Below are 12,680 nucleotides of genomic sequence, written 5' to 3'. Positions count from 1 at the left end.
GGCGATTCCTCCCGCTGAACCCCTTCCCGGATTTTTTCAGTGCGCCACCAGCATGGGCAGGTCGCCATGCATGAACAGGTGGCGGGTGGTGCCGCCCAGCACCATCTGGGCCAGGCGCGAGCGGCTCCAGGCGCCCATCACCAGTAGATCCGCCCGGTGCGCGTGGGCCGCGTCCAGGATCAGCGTGCCGGCGGCGTGGGTGGGGCCGGCGTCCAGGGTCTGGATGCGGGCGCGGATGCCATGGCGTTCCAGCCAGTCGGCCAGGCCCGGCGGGGGCAGCACCGCGATCGAATCGGCATACATCTCGCTGCCGTCCAGCAGCAGCACTTCGTCGGCCTTCTGCAGCAGCGGCGCCGCCGCGGCCAGGGCCAGGGCGGATTCGCGGCTGCCGTTCCAGGCCACCAGGGCGCGCGCGCCGAGGGTGTCGCCGATCTGGGCGATGTCCGGCACCACCAGCACCGGGCGGTCGCTGCCGAACACGCAGCGCGAGACGGTGCCGAAGCCCACCGGCGCGTCGCTGCGCTGCTGGCTGCGTTCCATCACCAGGAAGTCGTAGCCGGCGGCGGCCTGGCAGACGGTCTGCACCGTGTCGCCCTGGGCCACGCGCCACTGGCCGCTCAGGCCGCGGGAGGCGAGCAGCTGCTGCCACTGGGTGCCGTGTTCTTCCGCCTCGACGCAGCGGCGGCGGGTTTCCTCCAGCTGGACCGGCACGGCCTCCGGCAGGCTGAAGGCGGCGGCCGGCAGGTCGGCCACGTAGAGCCCGTCCAGCCGCGCGCCCAATCTGGCCGCCAGGGCCGCGGCCGCGCGCGGGCCGGGAGTGTGCAGATCGGTTTCCTGGAGGTACAGCAGCAGATCGGTGCTAGGCATGAAGCCACTCCTTCGCCAGTCCGTCCCCAGCTTACCCCGCGGGTGCCGGCGCGGATGGACGCCGGACAAAAAAAGGCCCCGCACAGTGGGCGGGGCTCAATGAGCCGGGCATCGGGGGAGAGAGGGGGAGATGCCCGGACGACGAAGAGTGCGCCCGGGCGGCTTTGCATCCTGTTCAATAGGCGTGAATATGCCATTCACGGCCGTTCATGCACGGGGCCACACAATCGCGTGTCCCGGACAGGCGCCGGGTGGGGCAAATAAGAAAAAGCTTCGAGGAGAAGGTCATGGGGAAAACCTGGCTGGGCTGTGCCGTGCTGTCGGCCGCCCTCTTTGCGGCGCTGCCGGCGCCTGCCCATGCGGCCGACGTGTCCTGCCGGATGGACTTCCAGGTCTCCGGCTGGTCGGTCTTCTATCAGACGGCTTCCGGCAGCGGCACGGTCCATTGCGACAACGGCCAGAGCATGGCGGTGCGCATCCGGGTCAAGGGCGGCGGCCTTACCTTCGGCAAGACCAAGATCACCCACGGCGTGGGCAAGTTCACCGGCGTCGACGGCATCGGCCAGATCAAGGGGCATTACGCCAATGCCCAGGTCCATGCCGGCGCGGAAAAATCCGCCGCGGCCCAGGTGCTGACCAAGGGCAATGTCTCGCTGGCGCTCAGCGGCACCGGCGAGGGCTGGAACATCGGCGTCGCCTTCGGCGCCTTCATCATCGAATAGCGCCCGTTTCCCTTCGCCGCGCCCACCGTGCGCGGCAGTATGCAAGCCCCGGCCGCGCGGGTAAGGTGGGCGGGAGCGCCAGCCGGCGCATCCCCGCTTTCGAGGAAGTCCCCATGTCGGTTTCGTCCAGCGCCGCCCCGCGCTATGCCTTCGGCGACGAACTTGCCAGCAGCGTGCTGCATGGCATCGGCATCCTGCTCAGCATCGCCGGACTCGCCACCCTGGTCGCCTATGCCGCCATGCTGGGCGATGCCCGCGCGGTGGTGGCCAGCGCGGTGTTCGGCAGCACGCTGATCCTGTGCTACACGGCCTCCACGCTGTACCACGCCATTCCCGGCGAACTGCCCAAGCGCGTGCTGCGCACGCTCGACCATATCGCCATCTTCCTGCTGATCGCCGGCACCTATACGCCGTTCACCCTGATCGCCCTGCCGGGCGCGTGGGGCTGGAGCCTGTTCGGTGCGATCTGGGCGCTGGCCATCGCCGGCAGCGCGCTGGAGCTGGGCCTGCTCAAGCGCTCGCGCAAGCTCGCCGTGCTGCTGTACGTGGCCATGGGCTGGGTCGGCATGATCGCGTTCAAGCCGCTGAGCGCGCACCTGGAAACCGGCGGCATGGCGCTGCTGATCGCCGGCGGCGTGGCGTATACCGCCGGCGTGCCGTTCTACTTGGCGCGGCGCATGCCGTATCACCACACGGTGTGGCATTTCTTCGTGCTTGCCGGCAGCGTGCTGCATTACCTGGCGGTGCTGCTGTACGTGATTCCCGACCAGGCCGCGTGAGCGCCGCCCGCCAGGAGCTGGAAGACGCCGCCACGCATCTGGGCCTGGCCCACGAGCTGCGCTTCAAGCCGATGTTCGGCGGCCTGTTCGCCTACTTCGCCGAGCGGCCCTGCGCGTGGATCGACGCCGCGGGGCTGGCGCTGAAAGTCGCGCCGGAACAGCAGGCCGAACTGCTGAAGATCGAAGGCGTCACCCGCTTCGTCCACGCCGAAGGCGCCCAGCCGAGCCGGCACTACCTGCGGCTTCCGCCCGCGCTTACCCGTGACACGCCCGTGTTCGCCGCCTGGCTGGAACGCAGCCTGCACGCGCCGCAAAAAAAGCCGGCGCGCAAGCGCCGGCCTTGAGGCGAAGCGTACCGCCCATGCGGGCGGCCGGCTTCAACGCTTCTTGTTGTACTGCGGAATGAACTGCGCACGCACCGCCTCGGCCAGCTGTTCCGGCGGCAGCAGGCCCTGGCCGATCACGAAGTCGTTGAAGGCCTTGCGGTCGAAGCGCGAACCCAGCGCCAGCTCGGTTTCCAGGCGCAACTGCTGCAGGCGCATGTAGCCGTAGAAATACGCCGTGGCCTGGCCGGGGCTGTTGAAGGTGTAGCGGTCCAGCTCCTGCCGCGCCATGGCTTCCGACAGGCCCACCTCGTGGGTGAGCACGTCGTGCGCGCGCTCGCGCGTGATCAGTCCCAGGTTGAGCATCGGATCCAGGTACGCGCGCGCCGCACGCAGCATGCGCGCCTGCAGCGCGCCGAACTGGCCGGCCGGCGGCTCGTACGGCAGCGTTTCGGCTTCCGCATACAGCGCCCAGCCTTCCACGTTCACGCTGTTGAAGGCGAACAGGCTGCGCGCCAGCGACACGCCGCGCTCCACCATCGCGGCGAACTGCAGCTCGTGTCCGGGACGGCCTTCGTGCGCGGTCAGCGTCCAGGCGGCGGCCTTGTAGGTGAAGTCGTCGTAGGAGTCGGAACTGCCCGACTTCGACGAAGGATTACCCATGGTCAGCACGAAGGTGCCCTGTTCGCCCTTGTTGTTGATGAAGGGCGGCGGATCCATATGCGGCGCCGGCACCGCCGCGGCTTCCGCCTCGGACGCCATGCGGATGGCCATCTTGCGGTCGGGCAGGGTGACGATGCGCTCGCGGCGGATGATCTCCTCGATCTTGCCGATCACCTCGTGGTACCAGGGCATCACCTGGTCCTTGGTCAGCTGCTGCTTCTTAAGCGCCTTCATCACGTCGCGGTAGTCGGTGGCCTGGATGTTCTCGGCCTTGGCCACCACCGGCGCCATCATCTGCATGGCCTGGCGCAGTTCGACGAATTCCAGCTCGGCCTGCTTGATCAGTTCCTGCGGCGGGATATCGATGCCGACCTGCTTGAGGTTGTAGGCGTACAGCGGCTCCGGCAGGCGGAAGTCGGCGCGCGTGCGCGGCAGCACCGTGCTGCGGATCCAGGCGTCGTAGTCCTTCAGCTGGCTGTCCAGCGCATCGAGCGCCGCCTTGCCGTCGGGCGTATCCAGCTTGTACTTGGCGAACAGCTGGCGGATGCCGTCGGCGTAGCGCTGGGTATTGGCCAGCTTCTGCTCGATCTCGCCCTTGTACGGGCCGAGCAGCGACTTGTTGTCCAGCCGCTCGGTGGTGCGCGCCTTGGCCAGCGTGGCGATCGGCTCGCAGCCCGGCGCCTTGCCCACGTAGCACTGCAGGCGGTTGAGCGCGAGCGCGCGGCGCTTGGGATCGACGTCGTCCTTCAGCAGCACGAACTCGCCGTTGAAAATGAGCTGCGCCACGTCCTGCACCGGCAGCATGTACTGGCGGTTGAGGTCGATGCCCTCGATCTGCTCGTCCACCGACTTGAGCATGATCTGCAGGTCCTGCCGCACATTGGCGTCCTTCTCGGCCACCAGCAGCTTCTGCAGCTTGCCCTTCACCTCGACCATGGCCGCGCGCGTGCGCTCGTCGATGCCGGGCTTGAGGTCGGTGACTTTGTCGTCGTAGCCCGGGATGCCGATCTGCGAGGCGGACTCGGGCGAGAAGCGCGCGGTCGCGTCGAGCAGCACCTTGGCGTCGGCATTGCTGCGCTCGATCCATTCGGGCGACTTGGCTTGCGCGTGGGCGGCACCGGCCGCCGCCAGCGCGGCGGCGATCACGAAGGCGAGAGGTCTGGACATGGAAGGATTCCCTGTAAGGTCTGGCCAGCCTAGGCGGCCGGCGGGTTGCGCGCCTGTGCCGAACGGCGGGGCGCCAGGCCCATCAGCCGATCAGCCGATCAGCATGGCGAAGCCGAACAGCCCGATCATCAACAGCGAAATCACCAGCTTCACCAGGGTGCCGAACAACAGCCCCAGCCAGGTGCCCACGCCCACATGGGCCGAGCGCAGCACGCTGTTGCCCGAGGCCAGCTCCCCCGCCAGCGCGCCGAGGAACGGCCCCAGCAGCAGCCCGGGGATGCCGAAGAACATGCCGGCCACCGTGCCCAGCGAAGCCCCCCACAGCGCCGTCTTGCTCGCCCCGACCCGCTTGGCTCCCAGCACGCCGGCCATGAAATCCACCAGTACGCCGAACGCGCCGAGCGCGCCGATCACCAGCAGCCAGCCGGTGCCCACGCGCTGGTATTCGTTCACCGCCGCGGCCAGCCAGATGCCGCCGAAGATCATGGGGATGCCCGGCAGCGCCGGCAGGATGTTGCCGACGACGCCGCCGATCATGAGCAGGGCGGCCAGCACGTAGAGGGCGATATCCATACAGCTCCCGGCGCGTGACGGTGGAGGATCGGCCACAATAGGCCGCATTGCGCATGGCGGGCGAGTGTACCCCGCCGCCGCTCGCGGGAAGCCACGTGGACAGCACCGACGACACCCATCTGCTCAAGGCCGACGAACTGGGCCGCATCGAACTCACGTGCCGCGATGGCGTGCGCGTGATCCGCCGCGATATCGGCGCGGCCCGCTGGTGGGCGCGCGCGTTCGCGCGCCGCGCCGCGGCCCGCGAAGCGCGCGCGCTGGCCAAGCTCGCCGGCGTGGACGGCGTGCCGGCACTGCTGGGCTGGAACGGCAGGGAATTGCTGCGCGGCTATATCGCCGGCGCGCCGATGCAGCAGGCGCAGCCGCGCGACCGCGCTTACTACCGCGATGCGCTGCGCCTGCTGGCGCTCCTGCACCGCCGCGGCATCGTGCACAACGACCTGGCCAAGGAACCGAACTGGCTGGTGCGCGAGGACGGCAGCCCGGCGCTGGTGGATTTCCAGATCGCCTGGACCCGCGGCCGCCGCGGCGCGCTGTTCCGCCTGCTGGCGCGCGAGGACCTGCGCCATCTGCTCAAGCACAAGCGCACCTACTGCGCTGACGCGCTGAGCGCGCGCCAGCGCGCCATCCTGGCCACGCCAGCGCCGCATGCGCGGCTATGGCGCGCCACCTTCAAGCGGCTGTACAAGCTGGTGGCGCGGCGGATCTTCGGCTACTGGGACAACGAGGGGCAGGGGCGCATCCGCCAGTGACGGCGCGCCCGCCGCATCACTTCTCGACGAAGGCGCGTTCCACCACGTAGTCGCCCGGCTCGCGCGTGCGCGGCGAGGCGTGGAAGCCGCGGCCGTCGAGCAGGGCGCAGGCGTCTTCCAGCATCGACGGGCTGCCGCACAGCATGACGCGGTCGGTGTCGGGGTTGAGCGGCGGCAGGCCGATGGTCTGGCTCATCAGGCCGTCGGCGATGGCGTCGGTGATGCGGCCGCGGTTGCGGAACGGTTCGCGCGTGACGCTGGGGTAATAGATCAGCTTCTCGCGCACCAGTTCGCCCAGGTATTCGTGCGCGGGCAGCTCGCGTTCGAGGTAGTCCGAATAGGCCAGGTCGTTGACGTGGCGCACGCCGTGGGCGAGCACGATCTTGTCGAAGCGCTCGTAGGTGTCCGGATCGCGGATGACGCTGAGGAACGGCGCCAGGCCCGTGCCGGTGCCCAGTAGATAAAGATGCCGGCCCGGCTTCAGGTCGTTCAGCACCAGGGTACCGGTGGGCTTGCGGCTCACCGTCACCGGGTCGCCGGGCTTCAGGTGCTGCAGGCGCGAGGTCAGCGGCCCGTTCGGCACCTTGATGCTGAAGAACTCCAGGTGTTCCTCCCAGTGCGCGCTGGCGATCGAATACGCGCGCATCAGCGGACGGCCCTCCGTTTCCAGGCCGATCATCACGAATTGTCCGCTGTCGAAGCGGAAGCCGGGATCGCGCGTCGTGCGGAAGCTGAAGAGGGTGTCGTTCCAGTGGTGCACGTCGATCACGTGCTCGGTTGCCAATGCGACCATGGGGTTACCGTTGATCTTAAGAAGATTCGTATAAGAACTGCGCGGCGGGCGCGCCACGCGCCGCCGGAGCATGAACTCGTCAGCGTGAACTCGTCAGCGTGGACTCGTTGGGGTGGCGAGGGCTGCCTGACGAGCACTGCCGGACGGCAGTCGATGCCGCTCATTATGCCATCTGGCGGCTGAAAGCGCCGAAGCCGCGTCCGGAGCGCAGATCCGGCGCCCCCCGCAAGCCCGGCCGCGACAGACCAGGAAAATTCTAAATCTCGGCGTAATCGGAGAAATCCGAGGCGGATTCGATACATTTTCGGACAAATGGGCCTCAGTCGCGGATGCCCATACACGTTCCGTTGGGGTTGAATGAAGACTTCGCATAGCCGCTCGCGGCAGTCCGCGAAAAGCAGGGGACGGCCACGCTCGTTCCACCCCGGCAGTACCGTCCGGCGCCATTCGTTTTCTCTTACGGAAAACACCGCGGGTATCGCGGTTCGAGGCCGCTCTGGACGCGCTCCCGGAGGCACCGACGCATGGCTTGGGGATCGGCGTACAGACGAGGACAGCGTGATGATTCGAGTCATCGTGGCGGACGACCACCCGGTGGTGGTGATCGGCGTCAAGACGGTGCTGGAGCGGCATGGCGACATCAAGGTGGTCGGCGAAGCTTGCAACGGCAGCGAATTGATCGACCGGCTCGACCGGCTGCCCTGCGATGTGATCATCACGGACTTCTCCATGCCCGGCGACGCCCCCGACGAACTCTCCGGCGAGGGCGGCAGCGAACCGCGCCATGCCGACGGCCTGCCGCTGATCACCTTGCTGGCCACGCGCTACCCGCAGATCCCGGTGATCGTGCTGACCATGCTCAACAACGTGGCCGTGCTGCGCGCGATCCGCGAGAAGGGCATGAAGGGCCTGGCCTACAAGAAATCGTTCGCCACCGACTTGCCGAATGCGGTGCGCGCGGTGAAGCGGGGCGATACCTATGTCAGTCCCAGCCTGCGCGAGCGCTTCCATCAGCGGGAACATTCTCCGGAAACCATCGCAAAGGAACTTTCTCCCTGCGAGATGGAAGTGCTGCGCCTGTACGGCCTGGCCCAGCTCACCGTGACGCAGATCGCTGAACGCCTGCATCGCAGCATCAAGACGGTGAGCGCCCAGAAGCGCAGCGGCATGAAGAAGCTGGGGATTCTTCACGACAGCGCGATCGGCGAGTACCTGGAGAAGCTCGGCTTTCGCTGATGCGTCATCGGGTTCGGATTTTTCCGTGTCGTTTTCAGAACACGCTGATTTATTCGCTGCGAAAGGCCTGATTACGGCAACCGTTCCGGCCGTGCATGCTGCCCGGCCCATCCGTGCGGAACGTTGCACGGTGGCGATTCGGCGGCAGATGCCGGGACAAGCGCCCCGCCATCGTTATTCATAGGAAGGTCTTTGCATGGCTTGGCTGCGCTGGTGGCTGTTCGCGATGATGCTGTGCGCCGTACGTTGCGCCGCGGCCGAAGGCGTGGTGCTGACGACGGAAGAGGAGCGCTGGCTCACCGAGCACCCGGTGATCGTGGTGGGCAGCTACCAGGAGGGCTTCGCGCCGTTCGAGAGCGTGGTCGAGGGCCGCGTGCAGGGCATGGCTCCGGACTACCTGGCCCGGCTGGCCGACATGCTCGGCGTGCGCGTCGCCTATCGCGTGTATCCGGACTGGCCGTCCCTGCTGAAAGCGGCGCAGGCCGGCTCGGTCGATCTGCTGATGAATATCTCGCCGACCGCCGAACGCGCCGCGCACCTGCAGTTCAGCCAGCCGTACTTCGAGGACTTTCCCGCCCTGGTCACGCGCATCGGCAACGAGCGCGTGAAGGACATGGCCGGCCTGCGCGACGCCACCCTGGTCAGCCTGGCCCAGGACGCCACCGCCGACACCGCGCGCGCCTATATCCCCGGGGTGAAGCTGGTGCACGCGGACAGCACGCGCGATGCGCTGCGCATGGTGGCGGACGGGCGCGCCGAGGGCTATATCGAGAACCCCTATGCCGAACGGCTGGCGATCGATGCGGCCGGCCTGCACCACCAGCTGCGCGTCGGCCCGCTGGTGGCGCTGCCGATCTCCGCGCTGTGCCTGGCCGCGCCGCACGACCGCGCGGCGCTGATCGGCGCGCTGGACAAGGCGCTGGCGCTGCTCACCAACGAGGACCACGCGCGCCTGCGCGCGCCCTGGCTCAACGGCGACATGCGCCACCCGCGCAGCGACGATGCCGCGGTGCCGCTCAGCGAGGACGAGCGCGCCTGGCTGCGCCAGTTGCCGCCGCTGCGCGTGACCATGGACCCGACCTCGCCGCCGTTCACCCTGCTGGACCGCAACGGCCAGCCCGCCGGCATCTCCAGCGACTACCTGCGCGAGATCGCGCGGGCGCTGGATCTGCGGCTCACCTACGTGCCGGCGCGCAACTGGGGCGAGGTGATCCGCGGCATGGCCGAGAGCAAGGTGGACCTGATCCCCGCGGTGTCGCCGGTCAGTCCGGAGCAGTCCCAGCTGATGGATTTCTCGGTGGGCTATCTGGACTACCCGGTGATGATCATCACCCGCACCGAGGCCAACCCCATCACCGGCCCCTACGACATGGCCGGCTGGACCGTCGCCGCCAACCTGTCGCGGCAGGACATCAAGGCCATGACCGGACGGATGCGCGGGGTGAAGGTGATCGGCGTGGCCAGCACCGAGGAAGGCCTGGCCAAGGTGATCGACGGTTCCGCCAATGCCTTCGTGGGCGATATCGCCAATGCCGACTTCGTGATCCGCGAGCGCTTTCCCGGGCGGCTGAAGATCAATGCGCCCACCGAGGACCACGTGGTGCTGGCGATGGGCGTGGCCAAGCGCTACGCGCCGCTGGTGCCGCTGATCAACCGCGTGCTGATGAACATCCCGGAGCGCAGGCAGCAGTCCATCCGCAATACCTGGCTGGCCGCGCATTACACCTTCGGCGGCAGCTGGAAGGAGATCGCGCACAAGACCCTGCCGGTGATCGCGATCGTGCTGCTGTTCCTGCTGACGGTGTCCTACGCCTATTTCCGGCTGCGCCGCGAGACCAGCAAGCGGCGGCGCACGGAGGAACAACTCACCGACGTCACCCGCCATCTGCCGGCGGTGGTCTACAAGTTCCGCTACACGCGCGAGGAAGGCGTGCGCTTCCTGTTCGTGGGCGGCAATCCGGAGCCGATGTTCGGCATCGGCGCGCAGGTGTTCATCGACGGCAAGCGCGGCGCGCTGTCGGCCATCGTCGAGGAAGACCGCGCGCCGCTGCTGGCCGAGGTGGAACGCGCCGCCAGCAGCATGATGCCGTTCCAGGCGGTGGTGCGCGTGCGGGCCTGGGGCGGCCTGCGCTGGGTATCCACCAGCGCGACGCCGCGGCTGGTCGAGGGCGTGGTGCATTTCAGCGGCTGCTGGGTCGACACCACCGAGCAGCACCTGCAGGCCGAGCAGCTGGCCCGCGCCAAGGAGCAGGCCGAGAGCGCGACCCAGGCCAAGACCGAGTTCCTCGCCACCATGAGCCATGAGATCCGTACGCCGATGAGCGGCGTGATCGGCATGCTGGAACTGCTCGGCCACACGCCGCTCAACGAGGAGCAGCGCCGCATGCTGGGCACGGTGGAGGCGTCGGCGGCGGCGCTGCTGCAGATCCTCGACGACGTGCTCGACTTCTCCAAGATGGAAGCCGGCCGCCTCAGCATCGAATACGTGCCGGTGGACGTGCGCGACCTGATCGACAGCACCGTGAGCGTGCTGTCGGCGCAGGCCCATCGCAAGGGGCTGGCGCTGGCGGTGGATATCGACGAGCGCCTGGCCGGCGAGGTCAGCGCGGAGAACGTGCGGCTGCGCCAGATCGTGCTCAACCTGGTCAGCAACGCCATCAAGTTCACCATGCTCGGCGCGGTGCGCGTCTACGTGAAGGTGCTGGAGGACAACGGCAGCAGCCAGCAGGTGCGCGTCAGCGTGGTCGATACCGGCATCGGCATGTCGCCCGACCAGGTGTACCGCCTGTTCCAGCCGTTCACGCAGGCGGAGTCGTCGACCACGCGCCGCTATGGCGGCACCGGCCTGGGTCTGTACATCTGCCGCCGGCTGGTGGAGCTGATGGGCGGCACCATCGCGGTGGAGAGCGAAGTGAACCTGGGCACCGGCATGCACGTGGAGCTGAACATGCCGATCCACCGGCGCGAACTCTCGCATCACGCGCTGCGCGGACGCACGGTGCGCATCGAGGTGGCGGATCCGGCCGTGTGGATCGCCCTGCGGCGCTATGTGCTGGCGCTGGGCATGACGGTCGAGCAGGACGGCGATGCGGCGCGCGGCCGGCATGGCCGCGACCGCCCGGACCTGCTCTTCGTCGACGAACAGTTCGGCGCCAGCCGCCCCGCCGCGGCAGGTGCCTGCATCGCGGTCACCGCCATTCCCGATCCGCACGGCTATACCAGCAGCGCCGCGGGCGTCACCGTGACCAGCAATCCGCTGAAGTGGTCCACCTTCGCCATCGCCTGCCAGCGCGCGCTGGGCCTGAGCGTGGGCGAGAGCGAGCGCGAGGCGCTGCGCGGCGCCTCCGCCGGCACCGAGGGCCGTGTGCTGGTGGCCGAGGACAACCCCATCAACCAGGCGCTGATCGCCGCCCAGCTGGACAAGCTCGGCTACGCCTGCGACGTGGTGGCCAACGGCAAGCAGGCGCTCGACGCCCTGGAAGAGCGCAGCTACGACCTGCTCATTACCGACTGCCACATGCCGCTGATGGACGGCTACGAGCTGGCCCGCGCCGTGCGCCGCCGCGAGAACCACAGCGGCCGCCACCTGCTGGTGCTGGCGATGACCGCGAACGCCATGCCTGGCGAACTGGAACGCTGCACCAGCGCCGGCATGGACGACTTCCTGCCCAAGCCCGTACGCATGCCCGAACTGCGCGCGAAGCTGGAACGCCTGTTCGGCGCGGACACGGCGGCGGTACGGCCGGTGTTCGAGGTGGACCTGGGCATGCTGCGCGAGAGCTTCGGCGACGACCACGTGATCCAGTCCCTGGTGACCGACTTCGTACGCACGACGCGCGTGGACCTGCTGACGCTGGATGTGCTGGTGGACCAGCGCCGGCCGCTGGATGTGGCGCATTGGGTGCACCGGTTGCTGGGTGGGTTGCAGTTGTTCGGGAGTAATCCGTTGACGGAGGAGGGGCAGGCCCTGGAGCAGGCGCTGAAGTCGCAGGATCGCTATGAGGTGATGGCGGATGCGTTGGCGTTTCGGAGGAGGGTCGAGGGGTACCTCGACAGGTTGGAGGTGGTTGCGCGGGCGCTGTGAGCCTTGCTCGTCATTCCGGCGTGGGCCGGGGTCCAGTTTCTGTATCGCTCGGTTGTCGCGTGGCCGCGATTTGGCCGCTTATGCAGCGGGCATTCCGGACGCCTGCCGGCGCCCGGGTCACTTTCTCTTTGCTGGCCCAAAGAGAAAGTAACCAAAGAGAAATGGCCTGAGAGCCAAGGCTCGCGACGCGACTAGAAGGAGCGGTGGGCGGCTGCGGTAGTCTGATTAACCTGGGTCTACACGAAACATCAGTGCGTTTACGTAACGCGTGCTTCAACGTGCCGTTGCCGAGAGGATGTTCAGTGACTGAGGCCAGCTTTTAGGCTTAGCCCTGTTCGTCGCGTAAGCGCACGGCGTAGGTTGGGGTGAGCCATAGGCGAACCCCAACATGGCGAGGCGCGTGAAGGTGCGGGTGTTGGGGTTCGCCTGCGGCTCACCCCAACCTACGCCGGCGTCGCGGGGTGTAACGCCACGCTCCGCCCGAACCCTCATCCGCCTGCCGGCACCTTCTCCCGGAGGGAGAAGGATTCACCCAGAGAAGCTGAGGTAGAACGCACCTTTCAAGCGGGCCTCAGTCCTTGAACATCCTCTCGGCCACGGCACGTTGAAGCACGCGTTACGTAAACGCACTGATGTTTCGTGTAGACCCAGGTTAATCAGACTACCGCAGCCGCCCACCGCTCCTTCTAGTCGCGTCGCGAGCCTTGGCTCTCAGGCCATT

At 67.9% G+C, this 12,680-nt stretch carries 10 protein-coding genes; 6 read left to right on the top strand and 4 right to left on the bottom strand.

Annotated elements, in window-relative coordinates; genetic code table 11:
- Positions 1-36: 36 nt before the first annotated feature.
- A complete protein-coding gene (locus FHW85_RS10550) occupies positions 37-867 on the bottom strand; it encodes a universal stress protein (protein ID WP_168648203.1) in 831 nt (276 codons plus the stop codon).
- 287 nt (positions 868-1,154) lie between these two features.
- On the opposite strand from FHW85_RS10550, the gene FHW85_RS10545 reads away from it, so the two are divergent.
- The 3 genes from FHW85_RS10545 (at position 1,155) to FHW85_RS10535 (ending at position 2,712) form a co-directional block, all read left to right on the top strand.
- The gene (locus FHW85_RS10545) at positions 1,155-1,589 is read left to right on the top strand and encodes a hypothetical protein (protein ID WP_167258583.1); all 435 of its coding nucleotides are present in this window, start codon (positions 1,155-1,157) and stop codon (positions 1,587-1,589) included.
- A gap of 113 nt (positions 1,590-1,702) precedes the next feature.
- The gene (locus tag FHW85_RS10540) at positions 1,703-2,368 is read left to right on the top strand and encodes a hemolysin III family protein (protein ID WP_168648202.1); all 666 of its coding nucleotides are present in this window, start codon (positions 1,703-1,705) and stop codon (positions 2,366-2,368) included.
- On the top strand, positions 2,365-2,712 hold the full coding sequence (locus FHW85_RS10535) for a TfoX/Sxy family protein (RefSeq protein ID WP_343203689.1): 348 nt from the start codon (positions 2,365-2,367) through the stop codon (positions 2,710-2,712). Before FHW85_RS10540 ends, FHW85_RS10535 begins: the two co-directional genes overlap by 4 nt.
- A gap of 33 nt (positions 2,713-2,745) precedes the next feature.
- Here the strand turns inward: FHW85_RS10535 and FHW85_RS10530 are convergent, their stop codons facing one another.
- Both FHW85_RS10530 and FHW85_RS10525 read right to left on the bottom strand, forming a co-directional pair.
- The gene (locus FHW85_RS10530) at positions 2,746-4,521 is read right to left on the bottom strand and encodes a DUF885 domain-containing protein (protein ID WP_168648201.1); all 1,776 of its coding nucleotides are present in this window, start codon (positions 4,519-4,521) and stop codon (positions 2,746-2,748) included.
- A 90-nt stretch (positions 4,522-4,611) separates the two neighbouring features.
- Positions 4,612-5,094, bottom strand: coding sequence for a DUF456 family protein (locus tag FHW85_RS10525; protein WP_168648200.1), 483 nt, complete (start codon positions 5,092-5,094; stop codon positions 4,612-4,614).
- 95 nt (positions 5,095-5,189) lie between these two features.
- Between FHW85_RS10525 and FHW85_RS10520 the strand changes: the two genes are divergently transcribed.
- Positions 5,190-5,846: an RIO1 family regulatory kinase/ATPase gene (locus FHW85_RS10520; RefSeq protein WP_343203688.1), complete on the top strand. Its 657-nt coding sequence runs from the start codon at positions 5,190-5,192 to the stop codon at positions 5,844-5,846.
- 16 nt (positions 5,847-5,862) lie between these two features.
- Here the strand turns inward: FHW85_RS10520 and FHW85_RS10515 are convergent, their stop codons facing one another.
- A complete protein-coding gene (locus FHW85_RS10515) occupies positions 5,863-6,639 on the bottom strand; it encodes a ferredoxin--NADP reductase (protein WP_167258573.1) in 777 nt (258 codons plus the stop codon).
- 561 nt (positions 6,640-7,200) lie between these two features.
- Here FHW85_RS10515 and FHW85_RS10510 point away from each other — a divergent pair.
- The gene (locus tag FHW85_RS10510) at positions 7,201-7,875 is read left to right on the top strand and encodes a response regulator (RefSeq protein WP_167258571.1); all 675 of its coding nucleotides are present in this window, start codon (positions 7,201-7,203) and stop codon (positions 7,873-7,875) included.
- A 196-nt stretch (positions 7,876-8,071) separates the two neighbouring features.
- The gene (locus tag FHW85_RS10505) at positions 8,072-11,959 is read left to right on the top strand and encodes a transporter substrate-binding domain-containing protein (RefSeq protein ID WP_168648198.1); all 3,888 of its coding nucleotides are present in this window, start codon (positions 8,072-8,074) and stop codon (positions 11,957-11,959) included.
- The last annotated feature ends 721 nt before the right edge of the window (positions 11,960-12,680 follow it).

It is taken from the genome of Dyella sp. SG609 (assembly GCF_012275375.1).
Lineage (GTDB): Bacteria > Pseudomonadota > Gammaproteobacteria > Xanthomonadales > Rhodanobacteraceae > Dyella_D > Dyella_D marensis.
The sequence above is the reverse complement of the archived record's forward strand: the minus strand, read 5'-3'. Positions and strand labels throughout refer to the sequence as shown.

What these genes read in the sequence shown, in the direction of transcription:
- FHW85_RS10550 (WP_168648203.1), bottom strand. Translation starts at nt 867, where the DNA reads ATGCCTAGCACCGATCTGCTGCTGTACCTCCAGGAAACCGATCTGCAC.
- FHW85_RS10545 (WP_167258583.1), top strand. Translation starts at nt 1,155, where the DNA reads ATGGGGAAAACCTGGCTGGGCTGTGCCGTGCTGTCGGCCGCCCTCTTT.
- FHW85_RS10540 (WP_168648202.1), top strand. Translation starts at nt 1,703, where the DNA reads ATGTCGGTTTCGTCCAGCGCCGCCCCGCGCTATGCCTTCGGCGACGAA.
- FHW85_RS10530 (WP_168648201.1), bottom strand. Translation starts at nt 4,521, where the DNA reads ATGTCCAGACCTCTCGCCTTCGTGATCGCCGCCGCGCTGGCGGCGGCC.
- FHW85_RS10525 (WP_168648200.1), bottom strand. Translation starts at nt 5,094, where the DNA reads ATGGATATCGCCCTCTACGTGCTGGCCGCCCTGCTCATGATCGGCGGC.
- FHW85_RS10515 (WP_167258573.1), bottom strand. Translation starts at nt 6,639, where the DNA reads ATGGTCGCATTGGCAACCGAGCACGTGATCGACGTGCACCACTGGAAC.
- FHW85_RS10510 (WP_167258571.1), top strand. Translation starts at nt 7,201, where the DNA reads ATGATTCGAGTCATCGTGGCGGACGACCACCCGGTGGTGGTGATCGGC.
- FHW85_RS10505 (WP_168648198.1), top strand. Translation starts at nt 8,072, where the DNA reads ATGGCTTGGCTGCGCTGGTGGCTGTTCGCGATGATGCTGTGCGCCGTA.